The sequence below is a fragment of the Pantoea sp. MQR6 genome (assembly GCF_022761075.1).
Taxonomy (GTDB): Bacteria; Pseudomonadota; Gammaproteobacteria; order Enterobacterales; family Enterobacteriaceae; genus Pantoea; species Pantoea phytostimulans.
The window spans coordinates 357534-380999 of sequence record NZ_JAKYXB010000001.1 but is presented as its reverse complement, the minus strand read 5'-3'; the positions used below and the strand labels follow the sequence as shown (position 1 = coordinate 380999).

4 protein-coding genes are annotated in these 23466 nt (G+C 55.4%); 3 read left to right on the top strand and 1 reads right to left on the bottom strand.

Features of this window, described 5'->3' with window-relative positions; genetic code table 11:
• Positions 1-5: 5 nt before the first annotated feature.
• A complete protein-coding gene (locus MUG06_RS01675; RefSeq protein WP_243077526.1) occupies positions 6-18242 on the bottom strand; it encodes an Ig-like domain-containing protein in 18237 nt (6078 codons plus the stop codon).
• 736 nt (positions 18243-18978) lie between these two features.
• Between MUG06_RS01675 and MUG06_RS01670 the strand changes: the two genes are divergently transcribed.
• From MUG06_RS01670 to rcsB, 3 genes are read left to right on the top strand one after another with little or no spacing between them, the layout of a single operon-like run.
• Positions 18979-20133 (top strand): MFS transporter, encoded by a 1155-nt coding sequence (locus tag MUG06_RS01670; RefSeq protein WP_215846131.1) that lies wholly within the window; start codon positions 18979-18981, stop codon positions 20131-20133.
• 19 nt (positions 20134-20152) lie between these two features.
• On the top strand, positions 20153-22807 hold the full coding sequence (gene rcsD, locus MUG06_RS01665; RefSeq protein WP_243077525.1) for a phosphotransferase RcsD: 2655 nt from the start codon (positions 20153-20155) through the stop codon (positions 22805-22807).
• A 1-nt stretch (position 22808) separates the two neighbouring features.
• Entirely contained in the window at positions 22809-23459 is a 651-nt protein-coding gene (gene rcsB, locus MUG06_RS01660; protein WP_215846130.1) for a response regulator transcription factor RcsB, read from the top strand.
• Positions 23460-23466 lie beyond the last annotated feature (7 nt).

Here is a 23466-nt window from a genome sequence, read left to right as displayed (position 1 = left end):
CGGGCTTACACCACATGTACCTGCAAGTTGTGTTGCACTAACACATCGCCCAAGGTGTTATCGCTGCTCAGCGCCGAGTTGTGATAAACCTCGAAGGTTTGTCCCTCCACGGTGCGCTGTCCAGTGACTTCCCACACGCCGCCATTGGTATTTGCCAACGTCACCTGACTGCCATCAGCCCCTTTGATCACCAAATCATCACTCTGCTTATCAGTAATGTTAAGTGCTTCATTGAGATCGAGTTTCACCGCGTTGGTGCCGGTTGTACCCAAATCCAGCACTTCAATGTGCTCTACTTTCAGGCCCAGCGAGGTAAGATCCAATGTCATATGATCGCCGTTGAGCACCAGGGTATCGGTGCCCGCACCGCCATCAATATGGGTGAAGTTCAGGGTGCTGACGTTAACCGTGTCATCACCTGCGCTACCCGTTACCGATGCGCCCTCTGCCGTGGTGCCGTCCGCCAGCGTGATCACCACGCCACCGATGGTGTAACTTTGATCATCGGCAACTGCTGTCACGCCTGCGGTTGCCGTGGCATCCTGGGTTTCAGTGCTGCTGGTGGTCGAGGTATCGCTGGCAGTGTCCGCTTCCGTGACCAGGCTGGAAGCCGCCACTGCAGCCACTTTGGCGTTTGTCGTCGCTTCCGTGCTGGTTGACGCAGTTGAGTTGTGATCGGCAACGGCAGCAGCTGTCGCGGTGTCATCCACAGAAAGCGTGCTGAAAGCTGTTGTCGCAGCAGGCACCGCCAGCAACGATCCCAGCAGCAGCGTGACATTCGACGCTGAGGTGTTGCCTGCCGCATCGGTGATTCTGATTTGCGCCGCAGTCAGCGCAGAAAGAACCAACCCACTTAACGACAATAACTGCCCGGAAGTGAACCTGGCGCTGTAGCGACCCAGAGCATCGGTGGTGGTGGTAACACTGACATTAGAAAGCCCGCCGGATGAATTGAGCAGCGTGACCTTCACGACTGAGCCCTGCGCTGCATATAACGATCCTCCGTTCACCGTAAATCCGGTTAGCAGCGAGGTCACTATGTTGAGCACCGGATCGGCTCCCACCAGCGGCGCATTATGCGACAAGGCATTAAAGGCGCTGTTGGTGGTGACGGTGTTGCCACCAATATCCCGTACGGTAACAACCATGTTCTGGCTGCCATCGGGAATCGCTTTCAAGACTCCTGACGGGACGCTGATGCTCCAGACACCGTTAGCCCCTATCGTGCCGGTTAACGTTGTGCTACCCAGCGTGACGCTCACTTGCCCACCCACCGCATTCGTGCTGGTGCCGCTAATGGTTTCCGCGACATTGGACTCAGCGATATTGAGGTAGCCATCCGTACCGAAGTAGCTGTTAAGCCCAACCGTTGGGGTGCTATGGCTGGCTACGCCCAATGTTGCTGTTCCACTGCCGCTGCTGCCCACGCTGTTGGTCACGCTGGCTGACACCGTGTAGGTTCCATCTGCAATCGCCGCAAGGTTAGCCGGCGATACCGACAAGCTCCAGGCACCACTGCCGTTAACTGTGGTGCTATACGTTTGTGATCCCACCGTAACGCGAATCACCGAACCTTCCGCATTGGTGGCGGTACCACTGATGGTTTGCGTTGTTTTCACATCGACAACACTGAGCGCGTTATCACCAAACAGCGAGGTGATGGCAACGGTTGGGGCGACATGGCTAATCACGCTGAGATTGCCGCTGCCGTTTGCCACGTTGCCGTAAGCATCCGTGGCGGTGACGGCCACTGTTTTAGTGCCATCAGCGATCGCGGCAAGATCGGCTTTTGGCACGCTGATGCTCCAGCTACCACCACTGACCACTTTGGTGGTGTAGGTTACGCCGTTCAGCGTTGCGCTCACGGTTGAACCCGCAGCCAGATTGCTACTGGAGCCGCTGATGGTTTGGTTAGAGGCCAAATCGCCTGCACTCAACACGCCATCGCCAAACACCGTATTAAGGGTTAATGTCGGCTGGTTGCCAATTGCCAGCTGAACACCGGCAAGGGTGGTGGTGGTGTTACCTACGACATCAGTCACCGAGGCGCTGACGGTAAAGTTGCCGCCTAACAGCGTACTGAGCAGGTCTGGCGTTAACTGCGTCGAGAAGGTGCCATCATTGTTGACTGTTGCGGTAGCGCTAATACTGCCAATCGCCAGTCTTACCGTGCTACCACCCGCCACGCCCGTGACCGTACCACTCACGGTTTGTGTGACCAATGACTCCACAAGGTTGAGTACACCATCGCCAAACAGCGGATTCAGTACCACTTTCGGTAGGTTATGAATGCCTACAAGCGCGCCTGCCGTGGTGCTGGTGGTGTTGCCTGCGGTATCGGTGACGCTCACGCCCACCGTCAGGTTGCCATCCGCAATGCCTTGTAACAGCGTTGGCGAGAGCGAAACGCTAAAGTTACCGCTGGCATCGGTTAGTGTTGCATATTGCTGACCGCCGATGGAAACCACCACGCGCGATCCCGCTTCCGCCCCGCCAACAACGCCGCCAATCACCTGGCTCACCAGTGCATCTGCCACATTTAACAAACCATCGCCAAACAGCGGATTGACCGAGATGGTGGGCAAAATCGTATCAACGCGAATACCTGCGCTGGTTGAGGCAGTGTTGCCTGCCGCATCCGTCACGCTGGCACCCACAGTGAGATTGCCTTGCGCCAGAGTAGAAAGAATGTCTGGCGTGACCGTCGCGCTAAAGGCTCCGCCGGTGCCGACTAGCGCCGTAACCTGGCTGTTGCCCACGTTCAGCGTCACCGTTGATCCGGCAGCGACGTTGTTTACCACACCGCTGATGGTCTGATTGGTCGCAATATCAACCAGATTCAGGATGCCATCACCAAACAGCGACGTCAGGCTGATGGACGGCTGCTGGGTAAAGATGCCGATGGTTGCGCTGCTGGACGCCACGTTACCCGCGACATCTGTCACGCTCACACCCAGTGACAAATCACCATTCAACAAGGAGGTCAGATCGCCCGTCGGCAGCGTGACGCTCCAGTTGCCGCCAGCCTGCACCGTCGTGGTATAACTGCGACTGCCGAAAGTCACGGTGACCTGCGAACCTTCCGCAGCGTTTTCAATGACGCCACCGATTAATTGGCCCGCCGCAGCTTCCGCAATATTCAGCAGGTTATCGCCACCAAACAGCCCGACGAGATTCCCCACCACGGGTACCGCATCAACAATGGCGGTGACCGTTTCACCTACGGTGCGACTGTTGCCAGCGGCATCGGTCAAGGTAACATCCAACGCTAACTGGCCATCCGTAAGCAGATCCAGCACGTTTGGCGGGACCACAATGGCCCATTTGCCATCCTGACCCACCGATGCAGTGAGCGAAGTGCCGCCCACGACCACGGAGACGATCGCTCCAACGCCAGCCGATTCTGCGGTACCGCTGATGATCTGCGCGACGGTGGTATCGACGGCACTCAAGGTTCCGTCGCCAAACACCGAGTCGACCACCAGATTCAACGCTGCGTTGACCACTTTGTTAACGGTCAATGTGGCATCCGTTTGGTTGCCAGCGTCATCGCTGACACGCACGCCAAACACCAGCGCGCCTTCCGTCAGGCTGCCCAGCACCTGTGGCGAGAGATCCAGACTAAACGTGCCATCAGCAGCCACCACCGCCGAGGCAAGGGGCGCGCTGTCGCCAGCATAGAGATAAACGGTTTCGCCTTCTGCGCCAGGTGCTCTGCCGGTTAACACCTGCGTTGCCAGAATATCGGCGGCGTTAATCAGGTTGTCGCCTAAGAACGCGTCCAGCTCAATCAGCGGTGCTGAGGTATCTACAGTGATGGCTTCGTTGGCATTGGTAACGTTACCTGCCGCATCGCTGAGCTGAGCGGTGATAGTTTGCGAACCGTCAGCCAGCGCCTGCATATCCGCTGCGGGAACATTGGTAGACCAGCTACCGTCACCCTGCACAATGGCGTTGTAGGTTTTGCCATTGAGCGTGACCACCACGGTGCGCCCCACTTCCGAAGTGGAAGCCGTCCCGCTGATGGATTGACGTACCTCGCTTTCATTGGCGTTGACCACGTTGTCAGTGGCGAAGTTGTTAATCGTCAACGTTGGCGGCGTAAGATCAACCACCACATTGCCGCCGGTAGTGACAGAACCGTTAGCGCCGCTGGCATTGACCGTTACCGCTACGTTTCCATCGCTATCGCCAAAAGCGGTGGCCGGCACGGAAGTGCTCCAGTTACCGCTGCCATCAATGGTTGTGGTGTAGGTTGTTGTGCCAATCACCACCTCAACCACGCCGCCCGCGCCCAGGTTTGCGGAGGTGCCAGTGATGGCTACCGATCCCTGCGCCTGATCAACCGTGCTGACAATGTTATCGCCAGAAACTGCACCCAGCGTTACCAATGGTCCCGGTGGCGGTGTGAGATCCACTGCATAGGTGACAGTTTCCGTCGCAGGGTTACCCGCCAGATCGCTAACGGTAAAGGTGACGGTGTTAGAACCTGAAGTGAAGGTTGCCAACTGCGCTGGCGTTAAAGTCAGGCTCCATGTGCCATCACTTCCTACCGTTGCCGTACCCAACGCCGTGCCGTTTAAGCTCACGGTTAGCACTGAACCCGTTTGCGCGCCCGTTGCCGAGCCACTCAGAACTTGTGGCAGGATACTTTCGGCATAATTCAGCGCATTGTCGCCAGCAAATGTATTAACGGTGATCGTCGGTGGCGTGGTATCGACCACCAAGGTATTGCTGATCGTCGCCGTATTGCCGTTAACGTCCGTTGCTGTCACCGAAACGGGATAACTGCCATCTGCAAAACCGGCCAGTTCTTCAGACGTGATGAGCACCGTCCAGCCGCCGTTTTCATCTACCGTTGCCGCATAGCTTTCATCGCCCATGGTGACAGTCACGGTCTGACCTGCTCCCGCTTTACCGGTGGTACCGCTCAGCGTGAAGTCTTCTGCGGCTTGAGCCGCATTAATGAAGCCATCATCAAACTGTGCGTCAACCGTTGGGCGCAGCGGGGTGAGATCGGAAGTAAAGGTAAACGGCGACGTCACGCTGTTACCTGCGGCATCAACTACCGTCACGTTCAGCGTATGGCTGCCATTGCCCAGCGAACTCAGCGCACCTGCCGGTATATTGACGTTCCACTCACCTTGCTCGCTTACGGTACCGGTATAACGCGTGCCGTTAACATCGACCGTGATACTCACTGCCTGATTGGCCCCGGTGCTACCTGTGGTACCGGTTAGTACCAGGCCACTGGCGGCCTCGCTGATGTTGAGCACGTTATCATCGCCAAACTGATTGGGCGCAAAGGTCGGTGCTGGAGCAGTGACAGCGGTAATCACCTCCTGTGATGTCGTGTCGCTGTTGCCCGCAATGTCTGTCGCCGTAACGCTGATGGTGTGCGTGCCATTCGCCAGGGTCGCCAAATCGGCGGGGCTTAACGTCAATGTCCATGAGCCATCTTCAAGCACCGTGGCGTTGAATGGCTGGTCGCTATTCAGGCCCTCAATGGTCACGCCGACCACCTGACCTGCGCCCGTGATACCCGTTGTCCCACTCAGCGTTTGCGCGGTTGCCGCTTCTGTCGCATCCAGCGCACCGTTACCAAAGGGCAGGTTCAGGGTTACGTCTGGCAAGGTGTTTACCACCACCTGCACCGAGCCGTCGATTGAGGCGGTATTCCCGACATTGTCGGTGACCATTACCGTGACTGGCCAGGTGCCATCGGGCAGGGTTTGCAGCAACTCTGTGGGCAATTCCAGTGACCAGGTACCGTCACCATTAATCGTGGCGGGGTAAACCGTTCCGTTCAGGCTGACACTCACTGATGCTGCATTATCAATGTTGAGATTGCCGGTAAGGCTTCCATCTGCCGCGGCTTCGTCAGCGTTGATGCGTCCATCGCCAAACGGTGTATCGAGCGTGGGTTGAGCAATGGCGGTGATGGCCGAGGTAAAGTCTTGTGTTGCCTCGGACGTGTTGCCCGCACGGTCGGTAGTGACCACAGTGAGGGTGTGCGTTCCGTTACCCAGGCTGGTGATCAGCGTTGGCGGCAAGCTGGCTGTCCAGTTACCGTTAGCATCAACGGTGACTGTGAGTGGATTGCCATCCACATTCACCGTCACGGTTTGCCCATCACTGGCGTCGATGGTGCCGGTAATCAACTGTACCGTTCCCGCTTCCGTGCTGTTAATCACGTTATCGCCAAACTGTGTCTCGCCAATTGTTGGCAGCGCTGGCGGCGTCTGAAGAACTTCCACACTGGCAGACGCTTGTGCCGGGTTACCCGCTGCATCGTTGGCCGTTACGGTAAGCTGAATAATGCCATCAGCGACAGCGGTCAACGTATTGGCTGGCAGCGTCAGACTCCAGCTGCCATCTGCGCCAACCTGCGTGGTGAAGCTGAGTTCGCCAATATCTACAGTGATTACCGTATTTTCAGCGAGTTCGCTGGAAGTGCCGCTCAGCGTTTGTTCAATACCCACATCGGCTTGACTGAGCAAGGCATCGCCAAACGGCAGCTCCAGCGTCAGTGTAGGGAGCGTATTAAAGGCCACGTTAAGATCAGCGGTATCGGTGGCGGTGTTGCCATCGGCATCCGTTACCGCAATGTTCAGGGTGGTTCCGCCATCCGCTAACTGTTGCAGATCGGCCGCAGGAATCGACAAACTCCAGCTGCCATTCTCTGCGGCTGTGGTGGTGTAAGTGATGCCATTGAGCGTCACTGAAACCGGAAGATTGGCTTCAGTGGTGCCGCTGACCACCAAATCCTGCAGCGACTCGGCAAGATTTAAGGTGTCACCTGCGCTGAGTGAAATACCACTCAAGGCGGGCAGATCGCTGTTCACCGTAACATCGTGGCTGATGTTTGCCGGGTTGCCCGCTTCATCATTCGCCGTAACCGTCAGGGTTAATGCCCCTTGCGGTAGATCAGCGACAACGTCAGCCGGCACTGAAACGCTCCAGTTTCCGTTTGCATCAATGGTGGTGCTGTAATCGATATCATTCAACGTGACAGTCACTTCCGTGCCTTGCAGCAGTAACGTACTGCTGCCGCTCAGCACCAAGGTTTCTCCCGCCTCGCTGGCGTTGATCACATCATCACCTGCTACCACATTGACGCTGAGCGTGGGCTGAACAGCCTCGCTGGCAACCACCACAAAACTGCTGCTGCTGCTGGCTGGATTACCTGAACTGTCTGCGGCAGTCACCACGATAACCTGCTCACCATCCGCCAGCGCGCCAACATCTGCAGCGGGCACTGTCGCCGTCCAGTTACCATTCGCCTCGACTGTCCCGCTGTAGCTCTGACCATTCAGCGTGACAGTGACAAGTTGCCCTTCAGCCAGATTGGTGCTGGTGCCACTGATCGTCAGCGCCTCACCCGCCTCAACGCGATTGACGTAGTTATCATCACTGATCGCACCCACCGATAAGGTAGGAAGATCAACGGCATCGGCATCACGCGTCACGGTCTGGCTGATGTTGGTGGTGTTACCCGCCGCATCGGTCAGCGAGATCCCCACCGGGTAATCGCCATCCGTTAAGCCCTGTATTGCACTGGCCGGTAAATTCACGCTCCAGGTGCCATCTGAAAGCACCAGCGTTTGATAAGCCTGACCATTAAATGTCACGGTCACGGTTTGTCCGACATCCGCTAACGACGCGGTGCCGCTGATTGGAATTTCCTGCAAAACTTCAATCGAGTTAATGACGTTATCATCCGCGATGTCATTAACGGTCAGCGTTGGCGCAACGAAATCAACCGTCACGCTGCTTTCCAGGCTGCCTGTATTGCCGGCGGCATCCGCAACGTTAACCACAAGCGTCGTGATACCTTGATCAAGCCCTTGCAGCACGCTGCTCTCTAAGGTCAGCGTCCAGTTACCATTGGCATCCACTTCAGCAGGATAATCCGTTCCTCCGAGCGTTACCGTAACGGTTTGTCCTTCACCGGTAACACCCGTAGTGCCGCTCAGCGTTTGGTTTTGCCCCGCCTCAGCCTGACTCAGATAACCCTCCGTAAACGGCGGTTCGATGCTGATCGCCAGCTCGCCAGTGGCAACATTGATCTCGCGTGTTTCAGTGAAACTGTTGCCTGCCGCATCGCTGACCGTGGCGGTCAACGTGTATGCACCAGCAGGCACACCCGCCAGCACACCGGCGGGCAGATCCAGGCTCCAGTTGCCATCGTTACCCACGGTGGTGGTCCAGACCTGATTATTCAAGGTAATGGTTACCGTTTGGCCCGTTGCATCGCTGTTACCGGTCAGGGTAATGACCTCAGCGCTTTCAGCCACATTGACGATGTTATCCCCCGCCACCGCACCCAGGGTAAGGGTGGGTGGTGTGAGATCTATATCGACGCTGCCGTTTACCGCGCTGGTGTTCCCTGCTGCATCACTTACCGTGACAACATAATCCGTGGTGCCTTCATCCAGTGCATCCAGCGCCTCAGCAGGAAGCGTGATGCTCCAGTTGCCGTTGCCATCGACCGTACCGCTGTAGTCAGTGCCGTTTAATGTCACGCTGACCGCTTGACCATCGCCCGTGACGCCAGTTGAGCCGCTCAGGGTTTGCGCAGAGCCGACATCCGTGGCATTCAGCGTACCGCCACCCAATTGCGTGGTTATGGCTGCATCAGGCAAGTTATTGATGATCACATTCAGCGTGGCGGTGCTGCTGAGGGTTGCGCCCGTTGAGTCTGCTGCTGTCACCGTCAGGGTCTGTGGTCCATCCGGCAGGTTTGCCAGCGCCTCGGCAGGCACAATGATATTCCAGGTTCCTGTCGCAAAGACCACGCCACTGTAGCCCACGTTGTTCAGCAACAGCGTGACGATGCCGCCTTCGCCGACGTTGGCCGAGGTGCCCGTCACAATCAACGGATCCGCGCTTTCATTCAGATTCAGATAGTTATCACCGCTTAGCGCATCCAGCGACAGGCCAGATGCCGTGCTGTTAGCGGTAATCGTCACATTACCCGATGCCACGTTGCCCGCCACATCACTGACGGCCACTGTATAAGTTGCCGTGCCATCGGCCAACGCCGTCAGCACACCGGAAGGGACAGTCAGGCTCCAGTCACCACTCGCTTGCACGACGCCAGTAAAGGGTTGACCGCCAATCGTCAACGTCACGATCTGGCCCGCCTCTACGTTCGTGGTGGTTCCGGAAAGGATTTGATCGGTTTGTCGTTCTGCGCCATCCACCGTGTTGTCACCGGCAAACGGATTCAGGGCCAACGTCGGCAGGCTGGCAGCATCGGCTTTCACCGTTAAGCTGCTGACTTCAGTGGTGACATTACCTGCCGCATTGCTGGCCGTGACGGTCAGCGGATAGCTACCGTTGACTACTCCGGCAAACGCTTCTGCCGGCACAGGCAGTGTCCAGTTGCCGTCTGCATCGGCGTTAACGCTGTAAGTGGTGCCATTGAAGGTGGCTGAAATCAGCGCATTGCCTTCACTGGTGCCGGTGAGATTCAGCGGCTGCGTGACTTCATTGGCATTGAGGATGCCGTCGCCCGCTGGCTCATTCAGGGTTAACGCTGGCGGCAGCGTATTGACCTCAAAAGTGCCCTGGGCGCTACTGCTGTTGCCAGCAATATCGGTCACGGTGACGCTGTATGGCGTGCTGCCATTGGGCAGCGCTGCCAACACTTCGGCCGGGATCGAAACCTGCCAGGCGCCTGTTGCGTCAGCCAGCCCACTGTAATCCACGCCATTCAGGGAGATAGTCACTACCTGGCCCGGATTGCTGACGCCGGTTGTGCCGCTGATCGCCCCGTTAGCAGCGGCTTCATCTGCATTGAGAATGCCATCGCCAAACGCCACACCTGCGGTAGCTGGTGGCGTGGTGGTTAGAACATTCAGCGTGTCAGTTTGTGAGGCCAATGTCAGGCCGTTAGCATCGGTGACGGTGGTGGTCACCGTCAACGCACCCTCCGCAACGTTGCTGAAGGTGCCCGCAGGCAGTGTCAGTGTCCAGTTTCCATCTGCGCCGACCGTGGTGGAATAATCCGCCCCGTTTACGTTCACCGTAACGATGCTGCCCGCCGCAATGTTGCTGGTGCTACCGCCAAAGGTAACCTCACCACCAACTTCAGCGGCGTTGAGATAGTTATCGCCGCTCACCGGTGCCAAAGCCACGCCACCCACGCTGCTATCAACAGTGAATGTCGCTTCACCGCTGCTGGTATTGCCCACGGCGTTGATCACATTCACTGTCAGTGTTTGGCTACCGTCAGCCAGCGTTGCCAACGCCGCCGGAGGTAGAATAATGCTCCATTCACCGTTTGCGCCCACTACGCCGGTGTAGGTTGTACCCTCCAGCGTGACGGAAACCTGCTGGCCTTGTTCAACATTGGTGGTTGAACCACTCAGCGTTTGCGGTTGCTGCTGTTCTGCGGCGTTTAAGATGCCATCACCGGCGAAGCCTGCGCTATCAACCGTAATGGTCGGCAGCACCAGTGGATCGGTCGCCACATTCAGGTCGCTGGTGACCGTTGTTTGGTTGCCCTGTGCATCCGTAAGGGTAATCGTCAGGGGATTCGTACCCGGCGGCAGTGCTTGTAGATCGGTGGGTGCAATTTGCAACGACCACAATCCATTCACACCCACCTGCGTACGGTAAAACTTACCGTTCAGGCTCACACTCACCTGATCGCCGTTTTGACCCGATCCGCTGATAGTCAGCGGTTGCGTCAGATCGTTGGTGTTGAGGTTGTAATCGCCGCTAACCGGGTTGACGACCAATGGCGGAGCGCTGGTATCAACCGTCAGATTACGGGTCTCGCTCGCGGTATTGCCCGCAGCATCGCTGACGATCACCGTAATGGGATAGTTACCATTAGTGAGGCCCGCCAGGTTGCTGGCAGGAATATCCAGCGCCCACTGACCGTTTTCATCTACCGTGCCGGTATACGTCACATTATCCAGCGTCAGACTGACGTTATCGCCAGCGCTGCCGCTGCCGGTGAAGGTGACGCCATTTGCCTGTTCGCTGGCGTTAAGAACGCCATCGCCAGCTGGCGAATTAAAGACGAAAGTCGGCGCAGTGGTATCAATAGTCAGTGCGGAAGAGGTGGTGCCGCTATTGCCGTTCGCTGTCGTCACCGTGACGTTCAGATCGTAGCGACCCTCCGCCAGCGCTTGCAGATCGGCGGCTGGCAAGGTGGCCACCCAACTGCCATCCTGCGCCACCGTGGCGGCGTAAGTTTCGCCGTTCAGTTCCACACTGACGCTGCTGCCAGGTGCGGCACTGCCGCGCACCAGCACATCATTTTCTGCTTCAGCCGCATTAATGATGCCGTCTCCAGCAACAGGGTTGATGGTGGCTGTTGGCGTACCGGTGTCAACCGTGATCGGCACGGTGGTGCTGGTGGCATTGCCAGCCGCATCACTGACCGTAACGATAACCGTGTTAGCACCTTGTCCCAGCCCCTGTAACGTGCTCGGTGGGATGTTAACGCTCCAGTTCCCCTGCGGGTCCACCGTGGTGGGATAGCTATTATCTCCCACCGTGACGGTGACGGTTTGCCCTGCCGCTGCGGTGCCGCTCAGGGTTTGAGGGACATTCACTTCGTTGCTGTTTAACACGCCGTCATCAAACGGCGTTTCAACAACGGGTGCGGCTAATGGCGTGGTCGCAATCAGCACGGTTTGCGTCACCTCTACGCCGCCCGCGGTAACGGTAATAGTTTGATTGCCCTGATCCAACTCACTGGCAATCGCCGCCGGTACGGTGATCGACCAGCCGCCGCTTTCATCCAGCGCACTGGAATAGCTCACGCCGCCGACATTAACGGTGACGATAGTCTCTGCGGGTAGATTCGCCGAACTGCCGCTGATGATCAGATCGCTGGCCGACTCTGCGGCATTATAGGCGTTGTCTTCACTGATGGGCGCAATCGCCAGCACCGGATCGGCGGTGGTAACGACTGAAAGTTCGCCATTGCCAGTGGCCTGATTGCCTGCTGCATCAGTAATGGTAACGGTATAAGCTTTGGTGCCAACGCCGCCCAGCGAACCGGCTGGCAGCGTGACGCTCCAGCTTCCGCCAGGCTGAACGACGCCATCATAAGTTTGCCCGTTAATTGAGAGCAGTACCGGCTGTCCTGCGGGTACGTTTGTTGTACCCGTAATCAATACATCGCTGAGTTGCTCGGCGCGATCGATAACATCATCACCCGTTACCGGCGCAATGGTTAAGGTACGTGCGGTTTCTGCTACTACGGTGACATCCGAGACCACGGTGGTGCTGTTGCCATATTGATCATCGATGGTGACGGTCACGGGATAGATACCATCACCCAACTGGCTGACAGCTTCTGCCGGTACGGTCACCGACCAGTTGCCATCATTGCCAACGGTGGTGGTGTAGGTGTCACCGTTAAACACCACCGAGACATTATTGCCTGGCGTGCCGCCTGCGCCATTCAGTTCTAAATCTTGGGTGTGTTCACCAATATTGATGTAGCCATCGCTGGCAGGCTGCGTCACTGTGGCTGGCGGTGGCGTCGTCGCAAACTCCAGCGTATCAGTAACCGTTGTGGTGTTGCCGTTGGCATCGGTTGCCGTGACGGCAACCGATTGTGGCCCGTTAGGCACTTGCGCCACATCCGCCGCAGGCACACTGACGCTCCAGCTGCCGTTATCGCCCACAACCGTGCTATAGGTTTGACCGTTCAGACTCACGGTAATGGTGTCGCCGCTGCTACCGACGCCGGTCACAATTAACGGCTGCTGAGCCTCTCCCGCATTGATGACACCATCACCGCCCAAATCACCCACCGTCAGCGGTGGTGGCGTCGTCGCCACGGTCAATGTGGTGTCTTGCGTGGTGCTATTCCCCACGGCATTCGTAATTGTCACGCTAACCGGATAAGAAGGATCGGTGAGCGCGGCAAGATCGGCTGTGGGTACAGAGGTGTTCCACTGACCATTATCCGCGACAATCGCGGTATAACTTTGGCCATTGAGCGTAACGGTCACGCTGTCGCCCGGTGAACCGGTGCCGCTGAGAATCAGCGGCTCTGACAGATCGTTGGCGCCCAGAATGCCGTCCCCGCCAGGCGCATTGATGCTGCCTGCTGGGGCGAGCGTATCCACGGTCAGCGTTTGTGACTGGCTGATTACGTTACCAATGGCATCGCTTACGGTAACGGTCAGGGTATAACTGCTGCCGTCTGCCAGCGTTTGCAACGCTTCAGCCGGCACGTTTACCGTCCAGTTGCCATCGTTGCCTACTACTGCGCTATAGTTTGCGCCGTTAAGCGACACTGTCACCACGTCACCCGGTGCAGAGCCTGAACCGGTAAGCGGCAGGCCGCTGGCTATTTCCTCACTGTTTAATACCCCATCATCACCCGCGACAGGGCCAAGATTTAGCACCGGTAACAGGCTGTCCACAGTGAAATTGATGGTTTCGCTGTTGCTGTTGTTCGCGGCATCCGTAACAGTAACCGTCAGGCTATTCGGCCCCTGCGCCAGCAAAGCGAGATCGGCTGCAGGCAGCGAAAGACTCCAGGAACCGTCCGCATTCACCACGCTGCTGTAAACTTTCCCATTGAGTTCGACTTCAACCCGCTGTCCTGCACCGGGCAAACCCGTCGTGCCGCTAAGAATTTGATCGCTACCGACTTCGGCATCGCTTAGCACACCGTCACTGAAGGCGGTTTCATCCAGATTAACTTGCGGTTGAGCAGTAACGGCAACCGTTAATCCCGCCTGGTCGCTGACCACTGCACCGTTAGCATCCGTCACGCTGGCGGTAACCTGCTGCAGCCCATCAGCAATATTTGCAAAGGCTGTAGACGGCAAGGTAATGGACCAACTTCCGTTAGCCGCTACGCTGCCGCTGTAGTTCACATTATTGAAGCTCACCGTTACCAGCTGGCCTTCCGCCACGCCAACAGCCGTTCCGGTGATGATCAGATCTTGCGTGGCGTCGTCAGCGTTCAGATAGCCATCGCTGCTTAAGGGTTCGCTGATGGTGATGATGCCCGGCAGACCTTCAGCTGGGGCAACACTAAAGTCATGGCTGCTGGTGGCGGTTGCGCCAGCAACGTTGGTGACGCTCACATCAACCGTTGCCGTGCCCGCGGCCAGTGCAATTAAGTCAGCCGTTGGGACGCTGGTGCTCCAGTTACCTTCAGCATCAACCTGTGCGCTGTAAGTTTGTCCGTTGAGCGTAAGCGTAACTACCTGTCCTTCTTCGACATTGGTGGTCGATCCAGAGAGCGTTTGGTCGGTGGCTTTTTCGCTGTTATCCAGCAGATCATCGTTAGCAAAGATGTTAACGCTGATAGTCGGTTCAGCTGGCGTGCTCGGACCGGTATCGACGGTAAAGTTCAGGGTTTCAACATTGGTGTTATTGGCTGCGTCGCGGGCAGTAATGGTGACGGTGCTCGCGCCCTGTGGCAGCGCCTGCAAATCTGCTGCTGGCAGCGTTAGCGTCCAGCTTCCATCTTCACTCACGGTAGCGGAGTAATCGGTACCGCCTACATTCACCGTTACCGTCTGGCCTGCGCCGGTTGCGCCAGTACTGCCGCTGAGATTGAGGTCGCTGGCAGCATCCGTGGCGTCCAGCGTGCCATCGGTCAGTACTGATGTGCCTACGCTGACATCTGGAATGTTCTCTACGACAACATTGAGCGTTGCACTGCTGCTGGCTGGATTACCGTTGCTGTCCGTTGCGCTGATTTGCAGGGTTTGGATGCCATCTTGCAAGCCGGTCAGCGCGTCAGCAGGGACGGTGACACTCCAGTTACCTTGCGCGTCAACCGTACCGCTGTAATCCGTACCGTTGAAATTAACCGTGATAACGGCGCCTTCTGCCACATTCTCTGCCTGCCCGGTAATTTGCAGCGGGCTGGCAGTTTCTTCCGCATTCAAATAGCCGTCATCACTGATCGGATTCACCGTTAATACGCCATCCGGCGCTTCGACAGTGAAAGTCCGTGACGCGGTTGCAGTGCCTTGAGTACTGGCTACAGAAACGCCAAGTGTGGCACTGCCTGCTGCCAGCGAGGCGAGCGCCTCAGCCGGAATGCTTACGCTCCAACTGCCATTGCCAGAGACCGTGGCGCTCCAGCTTTGGCCGTCCAGGCTAACGGTGACAACTGCACCTTGCTCAACGTTTTCAGTGGTACCGGACAACGTCTGGCTACTGCTTTTTTCGCCCACATCCAGCACGTCATCACCGGCGAAGGCGTTCACTGTAATGGTTGGTTCGGCTGTGACTGGCAGCGTAACGGTGAAGTTGTAATCACTGGAGGCCGTCTCACCTGCCACATTGGTGACACTGACCGAAGCGGTGTTAGTGCCTTCCGCTAACGTGCCAAGGGTAGCGGCTGGCAGAGTCACACGCCAACTGCCATCTGCGGCAACGGTGCTGGTGAACGATTCACCGCCCAGCGTGACCGTAACGATTTGACCCGCTTCAATGTTGGTGGTGTTGCCGCTCAGAGTTTGATCGCTGCCCTGCTCGATGCCGTCCAGCACGCCGTCGTCAGTAAAAGCATTCACGCTAAGGGTCGGCAACGGGGCATTTACAGTGACGTCATGGGTAACTGTGGCAACATCCCCCGCCGCGTTGCTCACGCTGACAGCGAAACTCGCAGTGCCGGTTGCCAATGCAGTCAGCGCAGAAGAAGGAACGTTAATGCTCCATGCGCCGTCACTTTCCACCGTGCCGCTGTAGCTTTGCCCGTTGAGCGTCAGCGTGACCACTTGCCCGGCTTCGACGTCAGTGGTAGTACCGCTTACGGTTTGATCGCTGCCCTTTTCGCTGTTATCCAGCACATCATCGCCGGTGAAAGCATCAACGCTAATAACCGGATCGCCTGGCTGTGGCTCAGGCGCGGCAACCGTGTAGTTAATTTGTTGCGTGGCTTCGGTGCCTGAATTATTGGTGACGATGACCACCAGCGATGCAGCGCCCGGCGCTACATCGGCCAAGACACCATCAGGCAGCGCAATGCTCCAACTGCCATCCGGCCCAACGATGCCCGTGTAATTATTGCCGTTGAACGTCACTGACACGGTATTTCCCGCTTCTACGCCCGTGGTTGTCCCACTCAACGTCAGCGGGCCAGCCGCTTCAGTGGCATCAAGCACACCATCGCCAGCAAACACTGCCGCCGCAATCGTCGGCGGTCCCGCTTCTACTGTGACGTCCACCGTTCCGGTGGCGGTGCCGCCAGACGCATTCGAGACACTCACGGCCAGCGTCAACTCTCCCGCTGCCAGCGACTGCAACAGCGCAGGCGGTAACGTAATACTCCAGTTACCCTCCGCGCCAACGGCAGCGCTATAAACCTGGCCGTTCAACGTTAAGGTGACAAACTGACCTTCCTCAACATTGGTGGTCGTACCGCTGAGAACTTGCCCAAGACCTTTTTCCGTTTCATCGAGAACGTTGTCACCGGCGAAGTTATCCAGTGTGATGGTCGGTTCCGTTACGGCTGGCGTGCCGACCAGGAAGTTGTAATCTTCGCTAACCACGGTTCCGTTCGCGGTGGTCACGCTGATAGTCAGCGTGGCATTACCCGCAGCCAGCGCAGCCAATGCGTCAGCAGGAAGCACCACGCTCCAGCTGCCGTCCTCAGCCACCAAGGCGGTATAATTCGTGCCATTGAGCGTAACGGTAACTGTCTGACCCGCTTCGATATTGGTGGTAGAACCGCTCAGTGTTTGTGCAATCTCTTTTTCACCCGGATCGAGTACGCCATCGCCAAAAGGTGTGGTGAGTGTAACGCCAGGCTCATTAGGGATTCCTGGCGCTTCCACAGAAACTTCGCGCGTTTCTGTCACTACAATCCCTGCGGCGTTGCTTACCGTCGCGGTGATCGTGACTGAACCTGCAGCCAGTGCTGACAAAACCTCAGGCGGGATAGTGACACTCCAACTACCATTGGCGTTAACCGTGGCGGAGAAGCTTTGCTCGCCAAGGGTGATCGTCACCACTCGACCCGCTTCAACATCGCTGGTTGTGCCAGAAAGTGTTTGCGCTGTCCCCTTCTCGCTGTTGTCCAGGATATCGTCGCCCGCAAACAGAGCAATGTTAATCACCGGTGAATCAGGCTCACTGTCCACACCATCCACTGTGATATTGAGACTGCTCTCAGCTGGCGTACCGGCTGCATTATTAACCGTAACGCTAATCACATTCGCGCCGCTTGCCAGCGCTGCCAGCGCCGTGGCGGGAACGCCTACGCTCCAACTGCCATTTGCGCCCACCGTCGCGCTGTAACTTTGTCCGCCCAACGTGATAGTCACCAGCTGGCCCGCCTCCACGTTAGAGGTGGTGCCGCTAATGGTTTGTGTTGCCGTCTTTTCAGCGTTATCCAGCACGTTGTCACCCGCAAATGGATTGATGCTGATGACTGGCGTGCCGGGTTCGGTCACAGGCGGCGCTTCCACTGTGATCGCCAGATCGCTGGTTGCTACGGTGCCCGCCGCGTTGTTAACGGAAACGCTGATGCTGGTGTTACCCGCGGCTAATGCAGCTAACGCATCGGCAGGTACGTTGATGCTCCAGCTGCCATCCGCACCGACAGTGGTGCTGTAGTTCTGACCGCCCAGCGTGATGGTGACCAGCTGGCCCGCCTCCACGTTAGTGGTGTTACCGCTGAGGGTTTGCGTCGCGGTTTTTTCCGCGTTATCCAGCACATTGTCACCGGCAAAGGGATTGATGCTGATAGTCGGTGTGCCTGGCGCAGGGTTGTCTGTGCCGCCGTCATTGCCACCACCGCCACCGCCACCACCACCACCGCCCGCTGCGCCGATGGCGATACCTGCCAGACCCAGCACACCTAAACCGCCGGCGGTTAAGACACCCGCTGAGATATTGGCATTTTCAGCCAGCAGCAGCGGATCTACGCTGTTGAGAGATTCATAGGTAGGTGTAACTGACGCAGCGGCCAGGTCTGTGCCTTCCGCTGTGGTGGGAAACAGCGCGTGTTCCGGGGGATTTACGCCATCATCAAAAACCAGTTCGCTGTGTTCGCCTTCGACATCGTCAAAGAAAAATTTCTGATAGCGTACGGTGCTGCCGTCGCGCATATGCAGAATAAGATCGTCACCCTGACGTTCGTATTGAACCACCATGGCGCGCGTGCCGTTGATGCGCACTATGCTGGGTTCTGCGAGGTTAATTGTTTGAGTTAAACCGCCGTTGGACTGAGAGATCAGTGTGCCGTTTTCACGAGAAATGATATCGACTCGGCCTTGAGTGAGTTCTGCCATGTTGTAACCCCTACTCCACCAGATTAGCTAATATACTGAATTCAAAATCATAAATTAGATTTATGCTTTTAAGATCCACGCATTACCTCACTTTCTGCGATGCAGAAAGCGTCTTGCCTGGTGAATGTAAAGGCCTTATGGCCAATTATTTTCAGCGACCGGCTATGAGCCTTGCTGGCTGGGTGAATTTTTAATTTAATTTATTTTTTTATACATAAATTTTCAGATTTCTACCTGATCAATCTTTGACGTAACGAACAGAAAAATCAACTTCAATGTACAGATTTTGTTATGTTTTAATTTGGTTATCATTAACAAAATTCGCGTTAGAAAGATGAATGGGTGCGCTTTATCTTTGTTTTCTCATATCAATTTGTTGCCAGCTGTTTCCTATAACTGCTTAAAGAGGTTGAAAAAGAGTGATTAAAAAGGTGGCAAGCGGCTAATAAAATTAGTTTCACCGGGTGATGCGGCGCACATTTTTGATCTCGGTTTACTTTTTTTTAATAAAGTAACGTACTGAAATTGCGCGAAGAAATTTGGGTTAAGTCCACCTTGTGGATGACGGTGATGCCAGGAAAGTTCTGGAAAAGAATCGCGACGCGAAAAAAGTCGGTAAACTCCCTTTTTTGCCGACAGTTCGCTATTGAAAATCGCCTAATAAAAGCGAATGGCGAGCAGATAAAAGCGGCTTCGATGTTACACTTGGCCGCTTTGCTACTAATGAATTTTACCTATGACCGCACTGGACGCCGCACAGCAAAATAAACAGAACAGCCGCCTTTATTGGGGCACGCGCATCATCTTTCTGATCAACGGATTAGGCATGTCTGCATGGGCGCCGCTGGTGCCTTTTGCACGCGATCGCTTGCAGTTAAGCGGTGCCTCATTGGGCGCGTTATTGCTCTGTTTAGGCATTGGTTCGCTGGCAGCGATGCCGGTTACCGGTACGCTGGTCGGTCGTTTCGGCTGTCGTCGCGTCATGCTGCTTTCAACACTTGTTGTGTTGTCAGTTATGCCTTTATTAGCCACGGCAGATTCATTGGCCTTAATGGCAGCGTCGCTGATGGTGTTTGGTGCGGGTTTAGGTACGCTGGATGTGGCAATGAACTACCAAGCCGTTGAGGTAGAGAAAGCGTCAGGTCGGGCAATGATGTCTGGTTTTCATGGATTTTTTAGCCTGGGCGGCATTTTGGGCGCGGGAACGGTGAGTTTACTGTTAAGCGCCGCGCTTACGCCGCTGACCTCCGTACTGATTGTCATGGTGGTCATGCTGCTGTTACTGGTTTGGCGCCTGCCAAATTTTATGAATGAACGGTTGCACCAGCCCGAACAACCTTGGTTAGTGATCCCGCGTGGCTGGGTCGCCTTTCTCGGTGCGCTTTGCTTTATTCTGTTTCTGGCAGAAGGCGCGGTGCTCGACTGGGGTGCGCTGCTGCTGCTGCAAAGCCCGGAGATGGCACCCGCTCACGCAGGTCTCGGCTATGCGCTGTTTTCGGTTGCGATGACGCTGGGACGTTTCAGCGGTGACAAAATCATTAACCGCTTTGGTCGCTATCCCGTGATGCTGACGGGCGCTTTGGCGGCGGCGGCAGGCATGACATTAGCGGTATTGTTACCCTGGCCTGAAATGGCGCTGTTCGCCTTTCTGCTGGTGGGTTTTGGCTTAGCAAACACGGTGCCTATGCTCTTCAATGCGGTAGGGAAACAACAAGATATGCCGGCAAATCTGGCGATATCCGCCATGACAACACTGGGATATGCGGGTATTCTCTCAGGTCCGGCCTTAATCGGATTCATTTCCCAATGGATCAGCCTCAGCGGCGCGTTTTTGCTGATTGCGCTGTTACTGTTAGCTGTGGCCGCCAGTGCGCGACTGGTTGCGCGATAATTCAGGTATCTGAGACGCTATGTTCTACAAGTTTCCCCTGACATCCGGCAATGTCACCCGCTTCTTTTTAGTGTTTAATCTGGTGCTGCTATTAGCGCTGGGCTTTGTTATCCACAACTCGGTTAATGCCTGGCTTACTGAGAAACGCTATGCCATGACTGATGTGGCGCGCGCAATGCAAAAGCGTATTGATGCGTATCGTTTTGCCACCTGGCAGATATACGAGAACCTCGCCACCAGCGCGGCAGGAACGGCGCCAAGCAGCAGCTTGCAAGAGACGCGTCTGCGCCCGGATGTCTATTATCTCGAAAAAACCCGTCGTAAAACGGAAGCGCTGATCTTTGGCTCTCATGACAGCAGCACGCTTGATATGACCATGCGCATGTCAAACTACCTTGATACGTTATGGGGCGCAGAAAATCCGACCTGGTCGATGTATTTCCTGAATGGTCAGGATAACAGCTTGATCATGATCTCTACGCTGCCGCTGAAAGATATGGCGACGCGCTATAAAGAGAGCGCGATTAGCTCGCTGGTGGATGGCCGCCGTGCCGAGATGCTTCAGCAGGCGAATGCGCTGGATGAGCGCGAAAGCTTCTCGCCGTTGCGCCATCTGGCGTTTCAAAACGATCACTACTTTACGGTGCGCACCACCTTTAATCAGCCGGGACATCTGGCAACGGTGGTGGCGTTTGATCTGCCGATTAACGATCTGATTCCGCAAAATATGCCGCTGGAAAATTTCCAGCTGCGTCAGGATACAGCGCTGACCAATAGCAGCGATGAAGAAACAGCAGAAAGCACGCAAATCACGTTAGCGAATCCCAATCTTGAAATTGCTGCCACGTTGCCCAGCACCTCGCTGCAGCTGATTTATCATGTCCCTGTTACCCGGTTATTTGTTGATACATTGCACAACCTATTGTGGCCGTTGCTGATTAATCTGCTGCTGTTCCTGCTCTCCCTTGCCGGGATGGCGCTGCTGCGTCAGCAATCACTGCGCCCCAGTGAGAATCAGACTGCAGAGCTTGATTCTCTGCGGGTGTTAAATGAAGAGATCGTCGCCAGTTTGCCGGTCGGTTTACTGGTTTATGACTTCGCCAGCAACCGCACCATTTTGAGTAATAAGATCGCAGAACATCTTTTGCCGCATCTTAATCTGCAAAAAATCATTAATATGTCCGATCAGCATCAGGGCGTTTTGCAGGCAACCATTAACAACGAAGTGTATGAGATTCGCCACGCGCGCAGCATGCTGTCGCCGCATACCCAACTGTTTATGATGCGCGATCAGGATCGGGAATTATTGGTTAATAAGAAGCTGCAAAAAGCGCAGCAAGTTCTGGATCGTAACCATCAGATGCGTCAGCAATTGCTGCAGAATCTGGGTCACGCGCTCAACCTGCCGCTGGAAAAAATGGTGACGCAACTGGTACAGCTGAGCCAGCGCGATGAAGACGAAACCGTGCTTGACGTGCTGGATGAGAGCCAGGGATTATCGCGCCTTGTCGATGATATTGTGCTGCTGAATCGCCTTGAAGCGCATGACTGGTCGCCAGATGCCACGGTATTTAATCTGCAAGATCTGCTGGATGAGATCGCGCTGGAAAGCTTGCCACTGATGCGCCGTAAAGGGCTTTCGCTGGTGATGAATAATCATCAGCCCAACGATGAGATGCGTTTCGGCGATCGTCGCGCATTGCGTAAGGTTTTGACCACGCTGATGCATTACGCCTTAACGACCACGCGCTGGGGCAAGATTTCACTAGATGTCAAAGCGCTGGAGCAGCGTGCCGATCGTCTGACTATCGAACTGGTTGATACCGGCGCTGGATTAACGGTTGATGAACTGGCAAACGTTGATTTCCCGTTCCTTGGCGACACCAGCCAGGATCGTTATGGACAAGCTTCCGGCATGGCATTTTTCCTGTGCAAACAGCTGTGCAAGCAGATGGGTGGCAGTCTGGAAATTGTGGCAAAAGCTGACATCGGCACACGCTACAATATGCAGTTGCCGCTGGCGCTGGAGCAAAAAAGCGTTGAGGAAGAAGAGAAAATTCTCGACGGCGTGACCGCACTGGTAGAAATTGCCGTGGAGGATGTGCACAAAATCGTATGTCGCCATTTAGAGAGCTGGGGCGCACGTTGTCTCACGCCGGATGAGCGTATTTCAGGACAAGATCATGACGTATTAGTGACTGACGATCCGGCGAAACTCAGCGGCTGGGCTTTGTTGCTGGCTGAGGATGAGTTAGGTTATCACGCACTGAACGAACAGCAATATCGGGTTAATTTCAATCTCAGCAGCGCGTTACTGGATGCGTTGCTGGCGCTGATTGAGAAGCAATTGTCCCATGATGTTATGGAGGATGACGCCGAAGAAGAGGCTGCTACACCGCTTATGAGCGGGGGCTATTTCCAGCTGTTTACTGAGACAGTACCGGATGATGTAAAGAGACTGTATACTGAGTCGGCGGAAAAGGACTACGCCTCGCTTGCTCAGACAGCGCATCGCCTAAAAGGCGTGTTTGCCATGCTCAATTTGACGCCAGGTAAACAGCTTTGTGAAGAGTTAGAACAACACATTAAAGCGTGTGACGATTCAAACATTACAAATACCACCAGTGATATTGACGCTTATGTCAAACAACTGCTGCAGCAAGGTAACCAATAAGATGAATAACTTAAACGTAATTATTGCCGATGACCATCCAATTGTTCTTTTCGGTATCCGAAAATCTCTGGAACAAATTGAATGGGTTAACGTTGTAGGTGAGTTCGAAGACTCAACAGCGCTGATTAACAACTTGTCCAAACTGGATGCTAACGTTCTGATCACCGATCTTTCAATGCCCGGTGAAAAGTATGGTGATGGCATTACACTGATTAAATACATTAAACGTCACTATCCAGACCTGTCGATTATCGTTCTGACCATGAACAATAACCCGGCAATTCTGAGTTCAGTATTGGATCTTGATATTGAAGGAATTGTGCTGAAGCAAGGTGCACCAACTGACCTGCCGAAAGCACTGGCTGCACTGCAGAAAGGCAAGAAATATACGCCAGAAAGCGTGGCAAAACTGCTGGAGAAAATCAGTGCCGGTGGTTATGGCGACAAGCGTTTGTCACCAAAAGAGAGTGAAGTACTGCGTCTGTTTGCGGAAGGTTTCCTGGTGACTGAAATTGCTAAGAAACTGAATCGCAGTATTAAAACCATCAGTAGCCAGAAAAAGTCGGCGATGATGAAGCTGGGCGTGGAAAATGATATTGCCCTGCTGAACTACTTATCTTCTGTTAGCGCGACGCAAGTCGAAAGAGATTAAGCTGTTC

What these genes read in the sequence shown, in the direction of transcription:
- MUG06_RS01670 (WP_215846131.1), top strand. Translation starts at nt 18,979, where the DNA reads ATGACCGCACTGGACGCCGCACAGCAAAATAAACAGAACAGCCGCCTT.
- rcsB (WP_215846130.1), top strand. Translation starts at nt 22,809, where the DNA reads ATGAATAACTTAAACGTAATTATTGCCGATGACCATCCAATTGTTCTT.
- MUG06_RS01675 (WP_243077526.1), bottom strand. Translation starts at nt 18,242, where the DNA reads ATGGCAGAACTCACTCAAGGCCGAGTCGATATCATTTCTCGTGAAAAC.
- rcsD (WP_243077525.1), top strand. Translation starts at nt 20,153, where the DNA reads ATGTTCTACAAGTTTCCCCTGACATCCGGCAATGTCACCCGCTTCTTT.